The organism is Vibrio barjaei (genome assembly GCF_001639065.2).
Taxonomy (GTDB): domain Bacteria; phylum Pseudomonadota; class Gammaproteobacteria; order Enterobacterales; family Vibrionaceae; genus Vibrio; species Vibrio barjaei.
On the sequence record NZ_LQXO02000012.1, the window covers coordinates 274,677 to 292,589 of the forward strand.

At 43.6% G+C, this 17,913-nt stretch carries 18 protein-coding genes; 9 read left to right on the plus strand and 9 right to left on the minus strand.

The window, feature by feature from the left end:
• Positions 1-88 precede the first annotated feature (88 nt).
• The 4 genes from AWH66_RS07700 to AWH66_RS07715 form a co-directional block, all read right to left on the minus strand.
• The gene (locus AWH66_RS07700) at positions 89-1,213 is read right to left on the minus strand and encodes a permease (RefSeq protein ID WP_063605426.1); all 1,125 of its coding nucleotides are present in this window, start codon (positions 1,211-1,213) and stop codon (positions 89-91) included.
• Positions 1,214-1,375: 162 nt separating this feature from the next.
• On the minus strand, positions 1,376-2,743 hold the full coding sequence (locus AWH66_RS07705; protein WP_063605425.1) for an L-cystine transporter: 1,368 nt from the start codon (positions 2,741-2,743) through the stop codon (positions 1,376-1,378).
• Positions 2,744-2,900: 157 nt separating this feature from the next.
• Positions 2,901-3,584 carry an NAD(P)H-binding protein gene (locus AWH66_RS07710; protein ID WP_063605424.1) on the minus strand — a complete coding sequence of 228 codons (684 nt, stop codon included), beginning with the start codon at positions 3,582-3,584 and terminating at the stop codon, positions 2,901-2,903.
• Positions 3,585-3,661: 77 nt separating this feature from the next.
• Positions 3,662-4,546 carry a sigma-70 family RNA polymerase sigma factor gene (locus AWH66_RS07715; protein ID WP_063605423.1) on the minus strand — a complete coding sequence of 295 codons (885 nt, stop codon included), beginning with the start codon at positions 4,544-4,546 and terminating at the stop codon, positions 3,662-3,664.
• A gap of 722 nt (positions 4,547-5,268) precedes the next feature.
• Between AWH66_RS07715 and AWH66_RS07720 the strand changes: the two genes are divergently transcribed.
• The 9 genes from AWH66_RS07720 (at position 5,269) to btuD (ending at position 13,943) form a co-directional block, all read left to right on the plus strand.
• Positions 5,269-5,559: a hypothetical protein gene (locus tag AWH66_RS07720; RefSeq protein WP_063605422.1), complete on the plus strand. Its 291-nt coding sequence runs from the start codon at positions 5,269-5,271 to the stop codon at positions 5,557-5,559.
• 457 nt (positions 5,560-6,016) lie between these two features.
• Positions 6,017-7,045, plus strand: coding sequence for a nicotinate-nucleotide--dimethylbenzimidazole phosphoribosyltransferase (gene cobT / locus AWH66_RS07725; RefSeq protein ID WP_063605421.1), 1,029 nt, complete (start codon positions 6,017-6,019; stop codon positions 7,043-7,045).
• A complete protein-coding gene (locus AWH66_RS07730) occupies positions 7,042-7,830 on the plus strand; it encodes an adenosylcobinamide-GDP ribazoletransferase (RefSeq protein ID WP_240495599.1) in 789 nt (262 codons plus the stop codon). Before cobT ends, AWH66_RS07730 begins: the two co-directional genes overlap by 4 nt.
• 9 nt (positions 7,831-7,839) lie before the next feature.
• Positions 7,840-8,376, plus strand: coding sequence for a bifunctional adenosylcobinamide kinase/adenosylcobinamide-phosphate guanylyltransferase (gene cobU / locus AWH66_RS07735; RefSeq protein ID WP_063605420.1), 537 nt, complete (start codon positions 7,840-7,842; stop codon positions 8,374-8,376).
• A gap of 28 nt (positions 8,377-8,404) precedes the next feature.
• On the plus strand, positions 8,405-9,031 hold the full coding sequence (locus AWH66_RS07740; RefSeq protein ID WP_063605419.1) for a histidine phosphatase family protein: 627 nt from the start codon (positions 8,405-8,407) through the stop codon (positions 9,029-9,031).
• 113 nt (positions 9,032-9,144) lie between these two features.
• Positions 9,145-10,944, plus strand: coding sequence for a M3 family oligoendopeptidase (locus AWH66_RS07745; RefSeq protein ID WP_063605418.1), 1,800 nt, complete (start codon positions 9,145-9,147; stop codon positions 10,942-10,944).
• Positions 10,945-11,131: 187 nt separating this feature from the next.
• Entirely contained in the window at positions 11,132-12,160 is a 1,029-nt protein-coding gene (locus AWH66_RS07750) for a succinylglutamate desuccinylase (protein ID WP_063605417.1), read from the plus strand.
• 45 nt (positions 12,161-12,205) lie between these two features.
• Positions 12,206-13,204 carry a vitamin B12 ABC transporter permease BtuC gene (gene btuC, locus AWH66_RS07755; RefSeq protein ID WP_063605416.1) on the plus strand — a complete coding sequence of 333 codons (999 nt, stop codon included), beginning with the start codon at positions 12,206-12,208 and terminating at the stop codon, positions 13,202-13,204.
• Positions 13,188-13,943 (plus strand): vitamin B12 ABC transporter ATP-binding protein BtuD, encoded by a 756-nt coding sequence (gene btuD, locus AWH66_RS07760; RefSeq protein WP_063605415.1) that lies wholly within the window; start codon positions 13,188-13,190, stop codon positions 13,941-13,943. Before btuC ends, btuD begins: the two co-directional genes overlap by 17 nt.
• Before the next feature lie 120 nt (positions 13,944-14,063).
• Here the strand turns inward: btuD and AWH66_RS07765 are convergent, their stop codons facing one another.
• The 5 genes from AWH66_RS07765 to AWH66_RS26210 all read right to left on the minus strand — a co-directional run bounded on the left by AWH66_RS07765 (position 14,064) and on the right by AWH66_RS26210 (position 17,826).
• Positions 14,064-14,264 carry a hypothetical protein gene (locus AWH66_RS07765; RefSeq protein ID WP_063605414.1) on the minus strand — a complete coding sequence of 67 codons (201 nt, stop codon included), beginning with the start codon at positions 14,262-14,264 and terminating at the stop codon, positions 14,064-14,066.
• Between the two features lie 21 nt (positions 14,265-14,285).
• The gene (locus AWH66_RS07770) at positions 14,286-15,773 is read right to left on the minus strand and encodes a SulP family inorganic anion transporter (RefSeq protein WP_063605413.1); all 1,488 of its coding nucleotides are present in this window, start codon (positions 15,771-15,773) and stop codon (positions 14,286-14,288) included.
• Positions 15,774-16,291: 518 nt separating this feature from the next.
• Positions 16,292-16,864 (minus strand): nucleoside triphosphate pyrophosphohydrolase family protein, encoded by a 573-nt coding sequence (locus AWH66_RS07775; protein ID WP_063605412.1) that lies wholly within the window; start codon positions 16,862-16,864, stop codon positions 16,292-16,294.
• Between the two features lie 421 nt (positions 16,865-17,285).
• A complete protein-coding gene (locus AWH66_RS07780) occupies positions 17,286-17,549 on the minus strand; it encodes a hypothetical protein (protein ID WP_063605411.1) in 264 nt (87 codons plus the stop codon).
• Between the two features lie 148 nt (positions 17,550-17,697).
• On the minus strand, positions 17,698-17,826 hold the full coding sequence (locus tag AWH66_RS26210) for a hypothetical protein (RefSeq protein ID WP_268679200.1): 129 nt from the start codon (positions 17,824-17,826) through the stop codon (positions 17,698-17,700).
• Positions 17,827-17,913 lie beyond the last annotated feature (87 nt).

Genomic DNA, 17,913 nt, shown 5'->3' on the forward strand with positions numbered 1-17,913 from the left:
AAGTTTTGCGTGGTAATTTTGAAGATAACTATCGAAAATTAAAGAAAAAAGCGCTGCCGAGCAGCGCTTTAAAGTTTGCTAAGTTGTGTTAACCAAATAGGTAGCTGTAGAGGTAGCCTGCGCTAATTGCCATGCCTAAGATAACGACTAAGAAAGCGGCAATCATTTGGTTCTTGAAGATAGATTTCAACAAGATAACCTCTGTTAAGCTGGCGCCAGCACTGCCGATGATGAGTGCCATCACAGAACCTAATGCCATACCTTTTTGAACCAAAGCTGCACTTAGCGGAATAACCGCTTCTGCACGAATGTATAGTGGAATACCGATAACAGCTGCAATTGGAATCGCATACCACACGCCTTCACCAGCATATTGTGCGATAAGGTCAGTTGGGATAAACCCGTAGATGAATGAGCCTAACAAGATACCAATCATTAGATATGGGAATACTTGTTTGAAGTCGCTCCAAGTCGATTTCCAAATACGTAACCAACGGCTATCTTCTTTCGTCTCTGCTGAAGTGCTACCACAGCACGCACTACCGTCGCTCTTGATGTCGGTAATGGTTGGTTCCTCGCTAGAGCTGCAGCTTGTATTCGCAGCCACAGGTGCACTGCATGACGACTCTTTCGCCTGCGTTACAACTGGCTTTGCAGAAGTGCCACAGCCGCTAGATGTGCCGCAAGAAGAAGTTTCAACTTTTGCGGATTCAGCATCGCCACATGATGTGCCACATGAACTCGCTGCTGAGTTTGCTTGATACGCTTCAGGTTTTACGTAACGCTCAAAGCCCAGTTTCTCTAAAACGTAGCCCGCAGTTACTGAAACAAGCATGGCAATAGAGAAGTAGAACACGGCGACTTTAATTCCAAATGTCACTACAAACAAACCAATGATTACAGGGTTTAGCAGTGGGCTAGCAAACAAGAAAACCATCATCGGGCCAAATCCGGCTCTTGCTCTCAGTAATCCTTTTAGGAAAGGAATGGTTGAGCATGAGCAAAACGGTGTAATTGAGCCAAGTAGGGCAGCAACAAAGTAACCTTTTCCGTTTTTCGAGCTCAAAATAGATTGGATTTTTTCAGGTGTTAGGAATTCTTGTAGTACTCCAACAATGTAGCTTATTGCCAAGAAAAGAATGATAAGTTCGGTAGCAAGAAAGGCAAACATGTTTGCGGTTTCTTTGGCCATTTCTAAAAATTCAGCGTTCATATTAGTCAGTCCTAATGATTCGATATGTTTGGAATTATAGAACTATTTAAGTTGAGATCAATAAATATTTCGATAAATGTCGAAATAAATTTTAACGCACTGAAATTAATAATAAAAAAAGCGGCCAAAAAGGCCGCTTCGTTAGAATGACTTGAGCTATTGTTATGCGTTAGCTTGCTTGAGTTCAGGTTGTTTCTTCTTGAGCAGACGACTAGTAATGGTACCTGCCGTCATTGCGCCAGAGACATTCAGTGCGGTACGCGCCATATCGATTAAAGGTTCAATGGAGATAAGTAACGCAGCGATAGTGACGGGCAACCCCATAGCTGGTAGTACGATTAGAGCCGCAAATGTTGCGCCACCACCGACACCCGCGATACCAAAAGAGCTAATAGTAATAATGGCAACCAACGACAGGATGAAGTTAAAGTCCATTGGGTCAATACCGACGGTTGGTGCAACCATCACGGCTAACATTGCAGGATAGATACCGGCACAGCCGTTTTGGCCAATTGTCGCCCCAAATGATGCTGATAAGTTAGCAATAGCTGGTGGTACGTTAAGTTTGGTAACCTGTGCTTCTACGTTCAATGGAATGGTCGCAGCAGAGCTTCGAGATGAGAAAGCAAAAGTTAGTACTGGCCAAATCTTCTGGAAATATTCTTTTGGACTTACACCAACAAGTGAGACCAAGAAACCGTGAACCAAGAACATTAAGAAAATGGCTAAGTAAGACGCAACGATAAAACCAAGTAGATTTAAGATGTCACCTGCACTTGAAGTCGCGACAACTTTCGCCATCAGAGCCGCAATGCCATAAGGCGTTAACGCCATAATCATTTTTACCAGACGCATAACAACAGATTGCGTTGCATCGACAAAAGTGCGAATCGGTGATTCAAGCTCTTCTTTTTCGGCCATCACTTTTCGTGCAGCGATACCGGTAAGGACCCCAAAAATAACGACGGCGATAATAGAAGTAGAGCGGGCACCGGTTAGGTCAGCAAATGGATTGGTTGGAATAAAGCTAACCAGCATTTGTGGAATTGTGAGATCGCTTACACGATCGACGCGACTTTCTAGTATCGCGATACGAGCCGTTTCACGTGCACCTTCAGTGAGGCCTTCAGCACTTAAACCAAATGCTTGAGTGACTGCAATACCGATAAGCGCGGATACGGCAGTCGTAGCAAGAAGCACTGAAATCGTCAGGCCACTAATTTTGCCTAAAGAGCCACCTTTTTCCAGTTTTACCACAGCGGCAATCATAGAGACCAAGACTAAAGGCATGATGATCATTTTTAGAAGACCGACATAGCCCCTGCCTACAACGTTAACCCATTCAAGGGTTTCGGAAATAGCTGCGTGACCTTCACCTAGTAGCAATTGCAATCCGAGTCCGAAAGCACTACCTAAAACCAAACCGAACAAAACAAGACGTGAAAGGGTGTGTTTCTTTTGTTGCTGTCCATACAAAAAATAGAGTATGCCTAAAAATATCGCTAGCGCTGCGACAACCGCAATTGACATTGAAATATCCTTTTATCCATCTGACGTATAAACCTTATTTAGCATAAGGTAATTAGAAGTGTAGATGGCTAAAGTACCGATCTGTTGTAATCGTTAACAATAAATTAATGTCATTAGTTAGAGCAATTCGTTATATGTCGTTTAATATATATTCGAGCTAGTTTTGATAACTAGAAAGCATATCCAACATATTTGCAGAATTATATGCGACGCAATTCGCATCATGATGTTCAATTACGCTATAGAGCATCACTTGAGCAACAGACTCTGCGGGGATAGGAGTGTATGATCTAAGCGGGCCGAGCATGAGTGGCGATATAAGGTTGAATATCTTTTGAACAGCTACTTCATCTGATCGGACCTGTTTTTCTCTACCTGCGAGTGGTCCAGGTCGAACAAAGACAACTTGGTCGAATCCCATACCTTCGATACGACGTTCAACTCGCCCTTTACACTTGAGGTAATGGGAAAGAGATCGTGGAGAAGCTCCTAAGCTTGAAACGACGGCAATACGTGTTACGCCAATCATTTTCATGGTTTGAGCAACATCACAGACAAGGTCGTAATCTACTTTTTCCAACGCCGCTTTGCTGCCAGCTTGCTTAAGGGTAGTCCCGAGGCAGATAAACCCAAGAGTGGGGGTAGGCGAGGAATCCTCCCAGTTTGTAACTCTTAGCGCCCCATCCATTAATTGAATCGTTTTTGAAGTTTGTATATCCAGAGGCGAGCGACATAATGCGTAAATGGTTTCAATATGATCGGTTTGCTCTAACAGTGTGAGCAGTTTACTTCCCACTAATCCTGATGCGCCGGCAATGATGGCATTGTAACTTGATGACATAAAGAAAAGTCCCACTAACCTGATGGTAAGTGGGACTATAGTAAATGTTGAGCTAACGTGCTGTGATAGAAGCGAAATTAATCAATTTCTGCTCGAGTTAGATTTTGTCGTTTAAGTTTATCTCGAAGCGTTTCCATAGCACTTTTTTGGATCTGACGTACTCTCTCTCGAGTGACGCCGACAATTTCTCCCACTTCTTCTAACGTCTTGGGATCATCGTTAAGCAGTCCGAAGCGATGATGTAGGATAACTCGCTGTTTCTCTGGCAAGCTATCCACCAAATCAATGAGAGCTTTGTTTAGATTCTGGGTCACGATATCTTGTTCTGGAAGCTCAAATACATCGTCATCATCGATTGTTTGCAAATGATCTTTCTTATCGCCTTCTTCATCCCAGCCATTATCTAACGACAAGGACTGCTCAGAGAGCTTGAGTAGTTTGCTTACTTCTTCAGGTGCGCGGCCTGTACGTTCAGCTATTTCTGAGGACGTAGGCTCATGGTTACCTTCTTTACGGAGTTCATGGGCTGCTTTGCTACATTCACGTATTTGCTTTGTTACGTGAACGGGAACACGAATAGTTCGGCCTTGGTTCATAATCGCTCGGTCGATCGCTTGCTGAATCCACCAAACAGCATACGTTGAAAAGCGATAGCCTAACTCAGGGTCAAACTTATCAACGGCTTGAATGAGTCCTATGTTTCCCTCATTGATTAGATCATAGAAATCAAGACCTCTGTTTGAATAGCGTTTCGCTGTTCTAATCACCAACCTAAGATTAGAGTTGATTAAGTGCTGTCGCGCTAATGTATCTCCAGATCGCGCTTTTCTTGCAATGTGTCTTTCGTCTTCGGCGCTCAGAAGATCGTGTCCTGCGACTTCTTTGAAATATGTCGCACCAATATTTAGGGATTCATCTTTGCCTGACGTTGTATGGCTGTTCTTTTCCTTGACTGCTCTCATATTCATCCCTTCCCAACTGCTTGTAATAAATGTGTCTTTCTTTTTCTGATTATATTGTTCAGCTATGAAATTGGTTTCTCTGTCATAAATTACTATATTTTAAAATCGGAATACAATGTTCATTTAATAAAATGGATACATGGTGGCAACATTTATTCCTCGTTCCATTTGTTGCTGGTGTTTATTTGAGAATAAACATCATTTGTATCAAGGTGCCCTGAATGTATATGTCATTGCGTTGCTGATTTAACCTCATGATTAATATGATAAAAATTGTCAGATAATTTTGTCGTGTAGCGCGAATTTACTCAACATTTCTAATGTACACTTAAATGAAAGCGCTTGTGTTTACAGTTGTTTAAATTCCACTCACAGCGTTGTGAAATTTTATATTGTTGATTGTTTTGTAGATTAAAGTGCGATCTTATGGGCAGCTTTTGGTGTAATAAGTGGCCTTGTAGGGTTAGTTTAGTATCATGCATCGTATTACAAGTGGTCGTTCAATTGTGTGATATTTAACCCATTTTATATTCTTGTAAGCTATATATTTACCCGCATGTTACAAAGTACTACCATTTGCAATGCGTTTTATAAAAATAGAGCGATAGTTTAGAAATATGACAAATGTATCAATTTAAGTGATTAAGGTTGTTGGATTGAATAAGTACATTAGACTTTAGTATAAATAGACAGGTAAAGACCGCCAGAGTCGGGATAATAATATGAATCAAGAATTAAAACAGAAGATAGAAGAGCTTCTTGTGCTTGCGAGGATGCAAGGAGTCTCTATCGTTGGGTTAGCCGACATACCTAACTCAGACAAATGTCACGTATTTAAAACGATTGAGCATGATTGCAAGCAAGGTACCCGCAATTTAGACGATATTATGATGCGCCAAATGTGTGATGGAAAACCGAGTAATTGTTCTACTTGTCATAAAACCACCCCAACGATTTCAGACGATGGCCTTGCACAGCTGTTTTCTGAACTTCAGCAACCTAGTGACACTTAGCACGTCTACTTTCCCTCTTAAAGTGATGGACACTAAAAAGCCCTCTACAGCATTGTAGGGGGCTTTACTATTTTACTGGCAGTTAAGTGATTTGGTCACGTCAGCGATAAAGGGACATTAGAACGTTTCTTGTTACAGTTTTGCGGTCCTTTTTTTGACGGAGCTCTTTGATTGGTAAGCATAATTGCCTCCTCACTTTTTGTTATGTTGTTATTCTCAACACCTAGTCCGATTTAACTCAATTCCTTCTTTTCAATTTACGGTTGTTGATACGATCTTGGCAATACAAGGGTGTCCTTCAGATTATGCTTCCAAGATTTAGGTGAGATCTAAAGTTGGTTTGTGATCTCGTAATAAGTACACTAGGTGAACTCTAAGTATAGCTCATAGGCTCTAATGCAAATTTTTAAGGTTTTGCAGGGAGTTAGAGTAAGTGGAATCATAAAGAAAGGACATCATGCTAGCGAATACATTTGATCAATCTATTCAAAACCGAATAGACCAAAAGACCAAGCCACTAGGTGCATTAGGAAAGCTTGAGGACATCGCTTTTCAGTTGGCAAAGATTCGAAGCCTCTCATTAGGTCATTTAGCAACCAGTATCGATGTATCAAATCCGCATGTCATCGTATTTGCAGGGGACCATGGTGTAGCCGAGCGAGGAGTGAGCATTGCACCAAGTGCGGTAACTCAGCAAATGGTGATGAATTTTCTTGCCGGTGGTGCAGCAATTAACTGTTTCTGCCGTGCTAACGCGATAGCTTTCAACGTTGTAGACTGTGGAATGCTTGAGCCAGTTCCAGATAGTTCAGGCACTTTAGTTTTGAGTCGTTTAGGGTGCGGAACGGATGATTTCTCCTTACATCCTGCAATGACGCTTGAACAATCTACACAAGGTATCGAAGCGGGACGGAATATCGTCGCGTCAAAGATTAAAAGTGGCGCGAATATACTCATGTTTGGCGAAATGGGTATTGGCAATACTAGCTCAGCATCAGCGCTGCTTTGTGCAATCACCGAACTACCAGTAGCACAGAGCGTAGGGCTTGGGACTGGAATTAATGCCGAGCAGCTGGCATTAAAGCTGGCGTTGGTTCAACAAGGTGTCGATAGAGTGCAGAGCAAATCAGTTATGGAGATCTTGTCCGAACTGGGCGGTTTCGAAATTGTTCATATGGTGGGTGGTTTTCTAGAAGCAGCAAAACGACGCGTTCCAGTGTTGGTGGATGGCTTTATCGTTTCCGTCGCAGCGCTTATAGCCGCTAAATTAGAACCGAGCGTAGAAGATGTTTTACTGTTCTCTCATACCTCTCAAGAGGCAGCGCATCGTTATGTGTTGGAACAATTTAATGCGAAGCCACTTTTAGACTTGTCGCTAAGATTGGGTGAAGGGACTGGAGCGGCGCTTGCGTATCCACTTATTAAATGTGCGGCTGAGTTTTATAACTCAATGGCAAGCTTCGAGAGTGCTGGAGTGACGGTGTGAGTAACATAACCTCTGGCAGGTGGTGGTGTTATCAATGGCAACTGTTTTGTCTCGCTTTGAGTTTTTTTTCACGTTTGCCGATACCTAAGAACACGCCATATTCTGCTGAACGGATGAATCGATCTGGTCGTTATTTTGCGGTAGTGGGCTTTGTTATTGGGGCATTGTGTGCGCTCGTTTTTACTGTTGCGAGTGCTGTGCTTCCAGTGTCTGTCGCTGTCGTTATAACAATGGTGTTTAGTTTGCTATTAACGGGGGCATTTCATGAGGATGGCCTCGCAGATATGGCAGATGGCATTGGCGGTGGAATGACGGTCGAAAAACGGCTGCTTATCATGAAAGACAGCCGACTTGGAACATACGGTGTCAGCACGCTCGTGATGGTGTTACTGTTAAAGTTCGTCACTCTTGTAGAGCTTGCTAACCACAGCCAATTCATTGCCGCTATTATTCTGGCGTATGTTTTTAGTCGTGCCGTCGCCGCGTCGTTGATATCGACGATGCCGTATGTGTCTGATCCAGAGGGTAGCAAAAGCAAACCGTTAGCCAATCAACAAACACAAAAAGAGCTTATTTTTCTAGCCGTGTGTGCACTGCTTCCTGCGGTTTATTGGGGTATGCAAATCACTATTACTTTAGTGATTTGGGCATTCTTGTTTCGAATAGGGTTTAAACGTTGGCTCATGGCGAGATTAGGTGGATTCACAGGTGACTGCCTTGGCGCTGCGCAACAAATCGTTGAGCTGTCGGTTTACCTTATCTTGCTCGCATACACTGTGCCATAGGAGTAGTCTGTGCCAGTAGAATTGATATTAGGTGGAGCTCGCTCAGGCAAATCAAGCTTTGCAGAAAATAGAGTGTCGGAGTTAATTGACGCTAATGAGGGACTTACTAAGCATTATGTAGCAACCTCTGAGCCGATTGATAACGAGATGCGTGCTCGTATTGAGCATCACCGTAGCCAACGTGGACTTGGCTGGCAAGAGTGGGAGTGCCCATTGGCGCTGGCGAAGCAATTATCGATCTTCTCATCGTCGGATGTCGTACTTATTGACTGCCTCACGTTGTGGCTGAACAACCAAATTTTCCACTTGGGTGACGATTGTGATGACCTGGGTTTAATGAAGGAAATTGAAACCTTAGTTAGGGCCTTAGCACATTGTGATGCGCATGTAATTGTGGTGTCGAACGAGGTCGGCTTAGGGGTTGTGCCTATGGGCGAAGTGTCTCGCCTTTTTGTGGATAATGGCGGGCGTATGAACCAACAAATCGCAAAGATCGCAGAGAAAGTCGTGTTTGTCGCCGCTGGTTTACCGTTGGTTTTGAAGTAACTGTGGAGCGGAGTAACAAGGGAAAGTAATGCAGAACATTCTATTGATGCGTCACGGCAAAGTATCGGCGCCTCCAGCTTTATACGGTGTAACCGATGTTGAAGTTGCTAAGAATACCAACCTGGACATTGTCTCAGCTTTGGCCGCCACACAAATTGATATTCAAAACATCTACTCTTCTCCTTTAAAGCGCTGTGCCATGCTAGCGAAAATGGTAAGTCAAACGATGAATATCGATGTAGTGCATGTCGATGAATTGGCTGAAATGAACTTTGGCGCCTTTGATGGTGTCCCATTTGATAAGATGAGCAGACAAGATTGGTTGAGCGTCGAGCCGTTTTGGAGTGACCCGGTGAACTATCCTCTTCCACAAGCCGAGTCACTAAGTCAATTTAGAGCTCGTGTTCTTCACGGTTGGCACAGCCTTCTAGCATTACTTAGTCAGCCCAATAAAACAACATTGGTAGTTGCTCATGGGGGTGTAATTCGATTGATTTTAGCGGAAGTTCTTGGTTTAGATTGGACCAATCCAAAGCTCTACTCAACGCTTGATATTGGCAATGCCTCTATCACCCATTTACAGTTTAATTCCGAGTTCCCTGCGCATGTAAAAGTGAAAACGGTCGGGGCCTCTCTACATTCTTTTAAGCTATAACAGTGAGTTACGGCAGCTGTGCCTCGTCGAAGGCAGTCAGCATCCGTTAACTCGGTATCGTGAAATCAACGGTGTTTAGGTTTCGCGAAACGCTAATACAGGGAAATATCGCAATGAACAAAGTCGTTTGGGATCTATCAATAGCTTATCAAAACCTAGATGATCCAAAAGTAGAGCAAGACATTGCTTTGATTCAACGTTCTATTGAATTGTTGAATAGCCATAGTGGTGAACGTCAAAATGTATCAGCGATGCAAAATGCGATTCAAACTATGGAGGCGGCTGGCACTTTGTTGGCTACCGTGAATACCTTGGCAAATTGCTATGCCTCTACAGATGCGCAAAATACACAAGCCAAACAGTTAATTGGACGTATTGCTCAGCTCAATTCAGAGCTAGAGCAGGCGTTTACGCCGTATGAAAATACCCTAGCGTTGGCGGAAGTATCATTCATAGAACAAGTTCTAAATCATGATAATCCTTCGGTCTCCGGGCAAGGTTTCCAAATTGAGTTATTGCAGCGCAAAGCCGAGACTCAACTGAGTATTGAGGAAGAGCAACTGCTTTCAGCGATGCAAGTGGACGGACGCGATGCATGGGGCAGGTTATACGATAATATTACTGGCTCACTGACCATTGATATCAAAACCGACTCCGGCTCTGAAACCGTAGGATTTTCAACAGCGGCGAGTCTCTTGTATGGTGGTGAATTTGCTAAGCAGCAAGCTGCTTGGGAAGGCATTCAATCAGCCATGAAAGCCAATGAAACGTCGTTTGCTGCCATCGTAAATGCCTTAGCTGGTTGGCGACACAATGAAGGTAAAAAGCGCTCAAAAGCGAAGCAAGAACATTTCTTAGACTCTAGCTTGCGCGAGAATCGTATTCAACGAGAAACACTGGATGCGATGATGTCTGCTGCTAATGAGAGTAAAGCAATAGGCCAGAAAGCGGGGAAATTAATGGCTCGCGTTCATGGGCTTGATGCGATGACACCTTGGAACCACCTTGCTGCGATGCCACCATTAAACAGTGGAGAAGCGCAAGTCTATTCTTTTGAAGAAGGTATCGCTGTTATTAAAGCCGCATTTGAACAGGTCGATCCATCCATGGCGGAGTTTGTTCAAACCATGGTTGATAATGGTTGGATTGATGCGGAGCCGTCAAACAACCGCCGTTTAGGCGCGTATTGTACCAAGCTTGCCGCGACACGCACGCCATTGGTCTTTATGACTTGGGGTGGTAGCCGCTCAGATTCGCTAACGTTAGCCCACGAGCTAGGGCATGCTTTTCACAACTGGGTGATGCGTGACTTGCCTCTGTGTCGTACTCACTACCCGATGACTTTGGCAGAAACGGCCTCCATTTTTGCTGAAAACATCGTTCGAGATTACTTATTAGCTCAAGCTCAAACCACAGAAGAGAAACTAGAAATGCTGTGGGAGGAGTTATCTTCTGCCTACGCTCTGACGATTAATATTCCAGTGCGCTATGAGTTTGAAAAAGCCTTCTATGAAGCCCGAGAAACAAGTGAGTTGGACGCTAAGCAACTGTGCGAACTTATGTCGAGTACATGGCGTGATTGGTATGGTGATTCTATGTCAGGAACCGACCCTTATTTCTGGGCGAGCAAGCTGCATTTCAGCATCTCCGAACTGAGTTTCTACAACTATCCATATTTATTTGGTTATCTGTTTAGCCAGGGTGTTTATGCACAGCGTACAACCAAAGGAGAGGCATTCTTTCCTGACTATGTTTCCTTGTTACGAGATACAGGGTCTTATTTAGCTGAAGAGGTGGTGTTGAAGCACATGGGTAAAGACCTCACTCAAGCCTCATTTTGGAATGAAGGAATGGCTAAGTTGGCGTTGAAAGTGGATGAATTTGAATCTTTGCTGGATAGCCTAGAAAGTTAAGAAAGCCTGAAACGTCTGTGGTGATAGGGTAGTTATGTCACCACATGCGTAGTGCTCAACATTGATTTTTCGGTAAAATAGGTGTTTTGCCTTAAAGTTACGAGACTTACTTCGATAAACGCGATCATATCCGTATAAATTTATTGAATGTTTCATTACCATACCGCTGTTAGATAGGGAGCAGCGCATGACGAAATCGCTTTTTCGCCAGTCATTTCTGAAAGATACATTGGAAACCGAAACTGAGTTCACTGCAAAATCGCTGAACACTCCAGATGGAGTGAAAATGGAACTGAGTTATCGTGGGGTATTAGAAGTTACCCCAAAACATCTAGATAAAGACAGTAAACACATCATAATTTCATGTGGCATCCATGGTGACGAAACAGCACCGATGGAACTGGTCAGTAAAATGGTGGAAGACATAGAATCGGGCTTTTTGAAGCTGAATGCTCGTTGTCTGTTTATCATTGCTCATCCAGAGGCTACCAACCGACATACGCGTTTTATTGATGAGAATCTAAATCGATTATTCGGTAGTAAAGAACACGCGGTAAACCGTGAGGTGGCAATTGCTAAACACTTGAGATTATTAGTCGATAAGTTTTATCAAGGAACAGAAGAGGCAAGTCGCTGGCACTTGGATCTTCACTGTGCGATTCGTGAATCAAAACACTACTCTTTTGTCGTTAGCCCTCGCTCACGACATGCGGTAAGAAGCAAGGCTCTGTTTGATTACGTCGCGAGCGCTCATATGGATGCGGTGCTGTTATCCAATGCGCCGTCGAGCACGTTTAGTTGGTTCTCCGCCGAAAATTATGGCGCACAAGCATTAACAATGGAGCTTGGTCGTGTAGCGCGAATTGGCGAAAACGAACTGGAAAAATTGCTTGCGTTTGATATTGCCACTCGAGATCTGTTATCTGAAGAAACACCAGAGCATTTAGCGAAGCAGCCAGTCATTTATCGTGTGTCACGCACTGTAGTTCGTCACCATGATGATTTTGGCTTCTTGTTTGATGATGATGTTGAGAACTTTACAGAGTTTAAACATGGTGAAGTCTTTGGTCATGACGGAGATAAACCTTTAATGGCTAAGAACGATCATGAAGCGATTGTTTTTCCTAATCGGAAAGTAGTAATTGGCCAACGCGCTGCCTTGATGGTGGTAAAAGTGGCAACTCGCTATGAGGATGACCAGCTGGTCTACGATTGATCGAAAAACAGTGGCGTTCTGCATCGCCGCTGTTATGCTTCTCAAATGGAATTCAATCAGTTACTGAATCAAAACCAAAGACGCTGGCGCAAATTAATTATTGCGATGACTGGCGTCTTAGTTATTTTTGCGTTACTCCACCTATCGGTTGGAGAGCTTTTTATTAATCCTTTCTCACCTCAGACCGCACTTGAGTCTCGTCTTCTCTACGATTTGCGTTTGCCACGACTGCTTGCTGCCGCTGCGATTGGAGCCGCGCTCGCGCTCTCAGGTGCATCATTGCAAGTGTTGTTAGGTAATGTACTCGCCGAACCTGGTGTTCTTGGTATTTCAGGCGGTGCCAGTCTAGGGATGGTGATTATTTTGTTTGCTTTTCCCGCGGCTGCGACGCCACTAGGCTTTATGTTATCTGGGGTGGTAGGGGCACTTGGCTTCACCTTGATATTGGTGAGTATGGCCAAAACCATGAGATTGACAACAACTCGACTGTTATTAGTTGGTGTCGCACTTGGAATTCTATCTAGCGCGGTGGTGACTTGGGCGTTCTACTTCAGTGACGAGCTTAGTATTCGCCAGTTAATGTACTGGTTGATGGGAAGCGTCGGCGGGGTAAGTTGGTATCAGCATGTTCTCACGGTATTAATGATTCCAATAGGTATCTGGCTATGCCTTCAAGGTAAGGTTTTGGATAAGTTGATGGTAGGAGAAGTGCACGCTAAGCAATTGGGTGTAGATGTAAATCGCGTCCGTTGGCAACTTATCCTTTGCGTATCGCTGTTGGTTGGTGGTTCGGTTGCTTTAGGTGGTGTGATTAGCTTCGTTGGATTAGTTGTCCCGCATCTACTTCGCTTGGCTTTCGGCACTGAAAACCGCTATCTGTTGCCATTGTCTGCGGTAACGGGAGCAACATTGTTGGTGATCTCTGACATACTTGCGCGACTAGTACTGGATTCTGCGGAGCTACCAGTTGGAGTGATGACCACGACAATAGGAGCGCCAATCTTTATTTGGATGCTGGTGAAGAGTCATGATTCAAGTTCATAACCTAACTATTGGCACTAGGTTACTGCCATTGACAATAGACATCCCAACGGGACAACTAACGCATGTGATTGGTCCGAACGGGAGTGGCAAAAGCACTTTACTAGCAGCTTTAGCTGGTGTGATTGACTATCAAGGTGACATTGTTATCGAAGGTACGGCGCTGTCGACCTTATCTCTTCCAGATATCGCATTAACGCGAGCGTATCTCAGTCAATCAGCTCGCCCAGCGTTCAATATGCCCGTTTATCAGTTTCTTTCATTATCTATTCCTGCAAATTGTAGAGATGACAGCGAAGAGGTAAATCACGCCATTCTATCTATTGTTGAACTGCTTAATCTGGATACCATGTTGAGTCGTACAGTTCATCATTTATCTGGTGGGGAGTGGCAGCGAGTGCGGTTAGCGGCTTGCTGTCTGCAAGTGTGGAAACCTATTAACCCATTAGCCAAATATCTAATTCTGGACGAACCAGCGGCCCCACTTGATATTGGGCAGGAAAAATACCTTCATAGACTCATAGATCTTGTAACTGGACAGGGTACAACTGTCGTTGTGGCGAATCACGATCTTAACGTGACTTTGAGAAGGGCGGACAATGTTGTGCTATTAAGCAATGGTGTACTCGAAGCGGTAGGGAGTAGCCAGCGTGTTCTGACGGTTGAGAACATCAACTCGGTATACAGGACTAATGTGCAAAAGCTCGAACATAACGGTAAAGCTTATCTCATTTTTGAATGATTAATGATGCCGTTAATACAATGACCAGCGCCATTTTAGCAAATACCCTCATCACCGTAATAGGTTAGCTTTGTGCAGCTAACCTATGCCTAGCTTAATGATTGAACTTAAGGGTTAACATTAGTGGTAGAGAGTAACGATAAGCGCAACAATGGATAAAATGGATGGAATAGCGATCCCCAAAACCATCACTTTCAGTTTCATCCAGTACAATCTTGATTCATATCTCCGAGTTTGCTCCAGTAAGTATAAAAGGCGATCTAACTTCATATCTTCATCACCAAAATAGGCAGCGAGTTCTTCGTCATAACGTAAGCTCATTATAAATTCTCCCATTGATGATTAGTGACCAAATGTCATTGTTAAAAAGTTAGGGTTATCATATTTACCGTATTTTTTCACCAGAGCTTCGGTTTGAGGGTTCATCCCAATGACCTCAACTTGATTACCAAGTTTAGAAAAACGTAAAACCACTCTATCTAAGGCATCTACCGCGGTAATATCCCAAAAGTGAGCATCTGATAAGTCGATTGTGACCACAGGATGGTCATTGTCATAACTAAACATATCAAGAAAGTCGTAGGCTGATGCAAAGAAAATCTGCCCATGAACCTTATGGGTAATATGCTCTCCATCAACAATCACTTCGTCGACTACATCCATGATGGAGATACTGGCATTGGCGTAAAAGACGGACGCCAAAAGTACGCCAACTAGCACGCCAATGGCGAGATTATGTGTCATAACCACGGATACCACTGTTGCCAGCATGATGACATTGGATTGAAGTGGGTGATGTTTTATCTCGACCAGAGATTTCCAAGAGAAGGTGGAAATGGAAACCATAATCATCACAGCGACAAGCGCAGCCATTGGGATTTGTTTCAAGAAGTCGCCGAGAAAGACCACCATTACTAGCAATGCAACGCCGGCAAATAAGGTGGAAAGTCGAGTTCTTCCTCCTGATTTCATGTTAACCATAGACTGACCAATCATGGCACAACCAGCCATGCCGCCGAGTAACCCCGAAATTATGTTGGCAATACCTTGACCCTTGCACTCTCTGTTCTTATCACTGGTTGAATCGGTGTAATCGTCAATGATGGTGGCTGTCATTAGTGACTCCAACACGCCAACCACTGCCAAGGCAAGTGAATACGGGAAGATGATTTGCAGCGTTTCTAAGTTAAATGGAATGTCAGGTAGCAAGAACACTGGCAAAGTATTAGGCAGTTCACCCATATCACCAACGGTTCTGACGTCAAAACCTAGGTAGGTACTGATTAGGGTAATTGTGACAATACACACCAAAGGAGAGGGTAACGCCTTGCCAATTTTGGGGATCAAAGGAAGCAAATAGATGATGCCTAGTCCTGCTAGTGTCAGTGCGTACACGTGCCATGTCACATCGGTCAACTCAGGCAACTGTGCCATGAAGATCAAAATGGCCAGCGCATTGATAAACCCCGTAATGATCGACTTTGCGATAAATCGCATCAGGTTGCCCAGTTTAAGCCAACCAATCACATACTGCATCACTCCAGTTAACAGGGTAGCTGCTAAAAGGTAATCCAAACCGTGGTTTTTAACCAAAGAGGTCATCAATAAAGCCATGGCTCCTGTTGCCGCTGAGACCATGCCCGGTCTTGCGCCGGTAAAAGCGATGACGACACAGATACTAAACGAGGCATACAAGCCTACTTTAGGATCCAATCCTGCAATAATCGAAAAGGCAATGGCCTCTGGAATCAATGCTAGGGCAACAACAATGCCTGCTAAGAGATCGTTGCTGATGTTACTAAACCACTCTTCTTTACTAAAAACTGCCATATAAATGAGTTCTGTCCTAATTATTAAATTGTAAAAAGCCAATTTCGTTTTGCGCGAGCGCAAGTACGAGTTTGTCGTTTAGAACCTAAGTTCTTCTTGTTTCGGCTGTCGCCGAGCGTTCATTTTTGGGATTTTGTAGTCACAACCAGATATCTGGGACGATACCTAGTCGCAGTGAGTAATCGTGTAATTACTTACATGCCGTGACCAATGCTGTGTTGACTTCAAAAAGGCAAAGATGCCTCAATCTGTCTGCGTATAGCTGTGACGCTTGGGAGAGCGCCGACAAGAGTTATTCGATAGCGCTAAGGCATTAAACTTGCGTTAGTTTTTATAAACTTGCATTAGTTTTTGCCTTGGTATCGAATGGCTGGCATTGTACGCTCATCTCGTTATGTGCATAGATGCTCAATCATAACTTCCAGTTTTGATAGGTAGAAATAAAACGAATGGGTGAATGACTCTAAGAGAAAAAAATGGCTATCGCAAGGATAGCCATTTAAAGAGAGTTATTCGGTTTACACCAAAGGAGTTAGATCTGCAGGGCGGTAATAGACGGATTTAAGTACTTTGCCTTTACGAATTGTTTTTGCTTCAGAAACGAAATCTTCAGCACATTTTGCGATGATGTATTCGCCTTTTTGAACGGCCATTAGGGCAATGCCTTGCTTCGCGTAGTGCGCTTCAGTCTCCGCATACTCTTGCTCATTGCGGCACACTTTGCTCATGTTACTAGAGTGGATTTCATCCCAGCACTTAATGAAGTCGATGTCGCGGTTGGCTGCTACATGCAGTAGAAGCTCAATAAGGTAACTGATAGCTACGTTGTCTTCTACCTTGCTGTCGCCAAGGTGCACTAAGCGGCCCATTAAGACATAAACAGAATCGATGATCGCGTCCGCTTGTTCTACTTTGCTGTCAGCTTCCGCCAACTCAGTCATTTCTTCGATAGCAAGAGAGCTATGCAAAGTATCCGCTGCATCATCTAGAGAATTTGCATCATTTACTGGTAGGTCAAATGTAGTACGGAACTCAGTGATATCACGATAAAGGTGATCGAAAATCTCTTGGGTAAGTTTGGTTAATTTCATCGATTTCTGTCTTTTGGTATAGGTTTTACGATCCTATCAAACCATCTGAACGTTCGCTACTTTAAGAACTATATTCTTAATGTAAGTTTAAAATTCGTAGATTATGATGAAACGAGAAAATAGCATCTGGATGATATTGAAATTCAGAGTTATAGACGATACTCTTTCAATAAATTCAGTTGGTTAAGTACTTAAAATAACCGCTGTCTGCACGGATTTTGCACGATTTGTATGTTTAGTAAGGGTAGAGATCGCGCACCAGTTTCAGAAAGTACACGTACTTTTTGGAAAACGTCGTTTCGGAATTAGGGTCCCGAGTCGTCGTACCTAAAGGCCACCTTTCGAGGTGGCCTTTTAACATCTTGTACTCAATAACGCAGCCGAATGGCCATTATCTAAGTGTAGGTTCATGTTGAGAATGTCACCTGCCAGTAGGCAGTTCAGCATAAAAGTCATCGAAGTTGCCCCATAGCTCTAATAACTGATACACATCTCTTTGGGTAATAAACTTACTATTCACATGTTCTTTGTCATCTAAAAGCACGAGGTAGTGAGGCATGACTTGGTTTGCTGTTGGGATGGCATTCCATTGGGCGAGAATGCTCTCGGAGCAAGCGTTAGAAAAGGTGGCAAGTTCGATGCCTGTTTCTCCAACAGTATTGTAGATAGTTAGAGATAAACTCATATTAAAATGCTGAATGAATTGAGCCTTAAGGATGGATGTAGTGTATCAGTGGGCGTGGATACTACAAAGCAAAGACTTGTCAGAATTGTATGACGTTTATAAGTGGAAAAGTTCGCCCACTAAACAAAGAGCATAGTGGGCAGGCAAATCACTTCGTTGACTCTACTTGAGCCGTAGTTTGGGCTGGGTTGTCATGCCCCATTTGATCCATGATGTCGTAGGTCACAAAATACGTGACAAGCAGAATCAAAGGGATAAATTTAATCCAAGGTTTCATGGTGGTAGTCTCATCAAATCAATTAAGGTGAAACTACCACTGAGTTAACGGTTTCGATACGACTAAAATCGCAATGTAAGGTTGACT

Excerpts from the sequence above, each read along its gene's own strand:
- btuC (WP_063605416.1), top strand. The coding sequence starts at position 12,206 with ATGGAATTCAATCAGTTACTGAATCAAAACCAAAGACGCTGGCGCAAA.
- AWH66_RS07775 (WP_063605412.1), bottom strand. The coding sequence starts at position 16,864 with ATGAAATTAACCAAACTTACCCAAGAGATTTTCGATCACCTTTATCGT.
- AWH66_RS26210 (WP_268679200.1), bottom strand. The coding sequence starts at position 17,826 with ATGAAACCTTGGATTAAATTTATCCCTTTGATTCTGCTTGTCACGTAT.
- AWH66_RS07750 (WP_063605417.1), top strand. The coding sequence starts at position 11,132 with ATGACGAAATCGCTTTTTCGCCAGTCATTTCTGAAAGATACATTGGAA.
- AWH66_RS07705 (WP_063605425.1), bottom strand. The coding sequence starts at position 2,743 with ATGTCAATTGCGGTTGTCGCAGCGCTAGCGATATTTTTAGGCATACTC.
- AWH66_RS07715 (WP_063605423.1), bottom strand. The coding sequence starts at position 4,546 with ATGAGAGCAGTCAAGGAAAAGAACAGCCATACAACGTCAGGCAAAGAT.
- AWH66_RS07720 (WP_063605422.1), top strand. The coding sequence starts at position 5,269 with ATGAATCAAGAATTAAAACAGAAGATAGAAGAGCTTCTTGTGCTTGCG.
- AWH66_RS07700 (WP_063605426.1), bottom strand. The coding sequence starts at position 1,213 with ATGAACGCTGAATTTTTAGAAATGGCCAAAGAAACCGCAAACATGTTT.
- AWH66_RS07740 (WP_063605419.1), top strand. The coding sequence starts at position 8,405 with ATGCAGAACATTCTATTGATGCGTCACGGCAAAGTATCGGCGCCTCCA.
- AWH66_RS07770 (WP_063605413.1), bottom strand. The coding sequence starts at position 15,773 with ATGGCAGTTTTTAGTAAAGAAGAGTGGTTTAGTAACATCAGCAACGAT.
- btuD (WP_063605415.1), top strand. The coding sequence starts at position 13,188 with ATGATTCAAGTTCATAACCTAACTATTGGCACTAGGTTACTGCCATTG.
- cobT (WP_063605421.1), top strand. The coding sequence starts at position 6,017 with ATGCTAGCGAATACATTTGATCAATCTATTCAAAACCGAATAGACCAA.
- AWH66_RS07780 (WP_063605411.1), bottom strand. The coding sequence starts at position 17,549 with ATGAGTTTATCTCTAACTATCTACAATACTGTTGGAGAAACAGGCATC.
- AWH66_RS07745 (WP_063605418.1), top strand. The coding sequence starts at position 9,145 with ATGAACAAAGTCGTTTGGGATCTATCAATAGCTTATCAAAACCTAGAT.
- AWH66_RS07765 (WP_063605414.1), bottom strand. The coding sequence starts at position 14,264 with ATGAGCTTACGTTATGACGAAGAACTCGCTGCCTATTTTGGTGATGAA.
- AWH66_RS07710 (WP_063605424.1), bottom strand. The coding sequence starts at position 3,584 with ATGTCATCAAGTTACAATGCCATCATTGCCGGCGCATCAGGATTAGTG.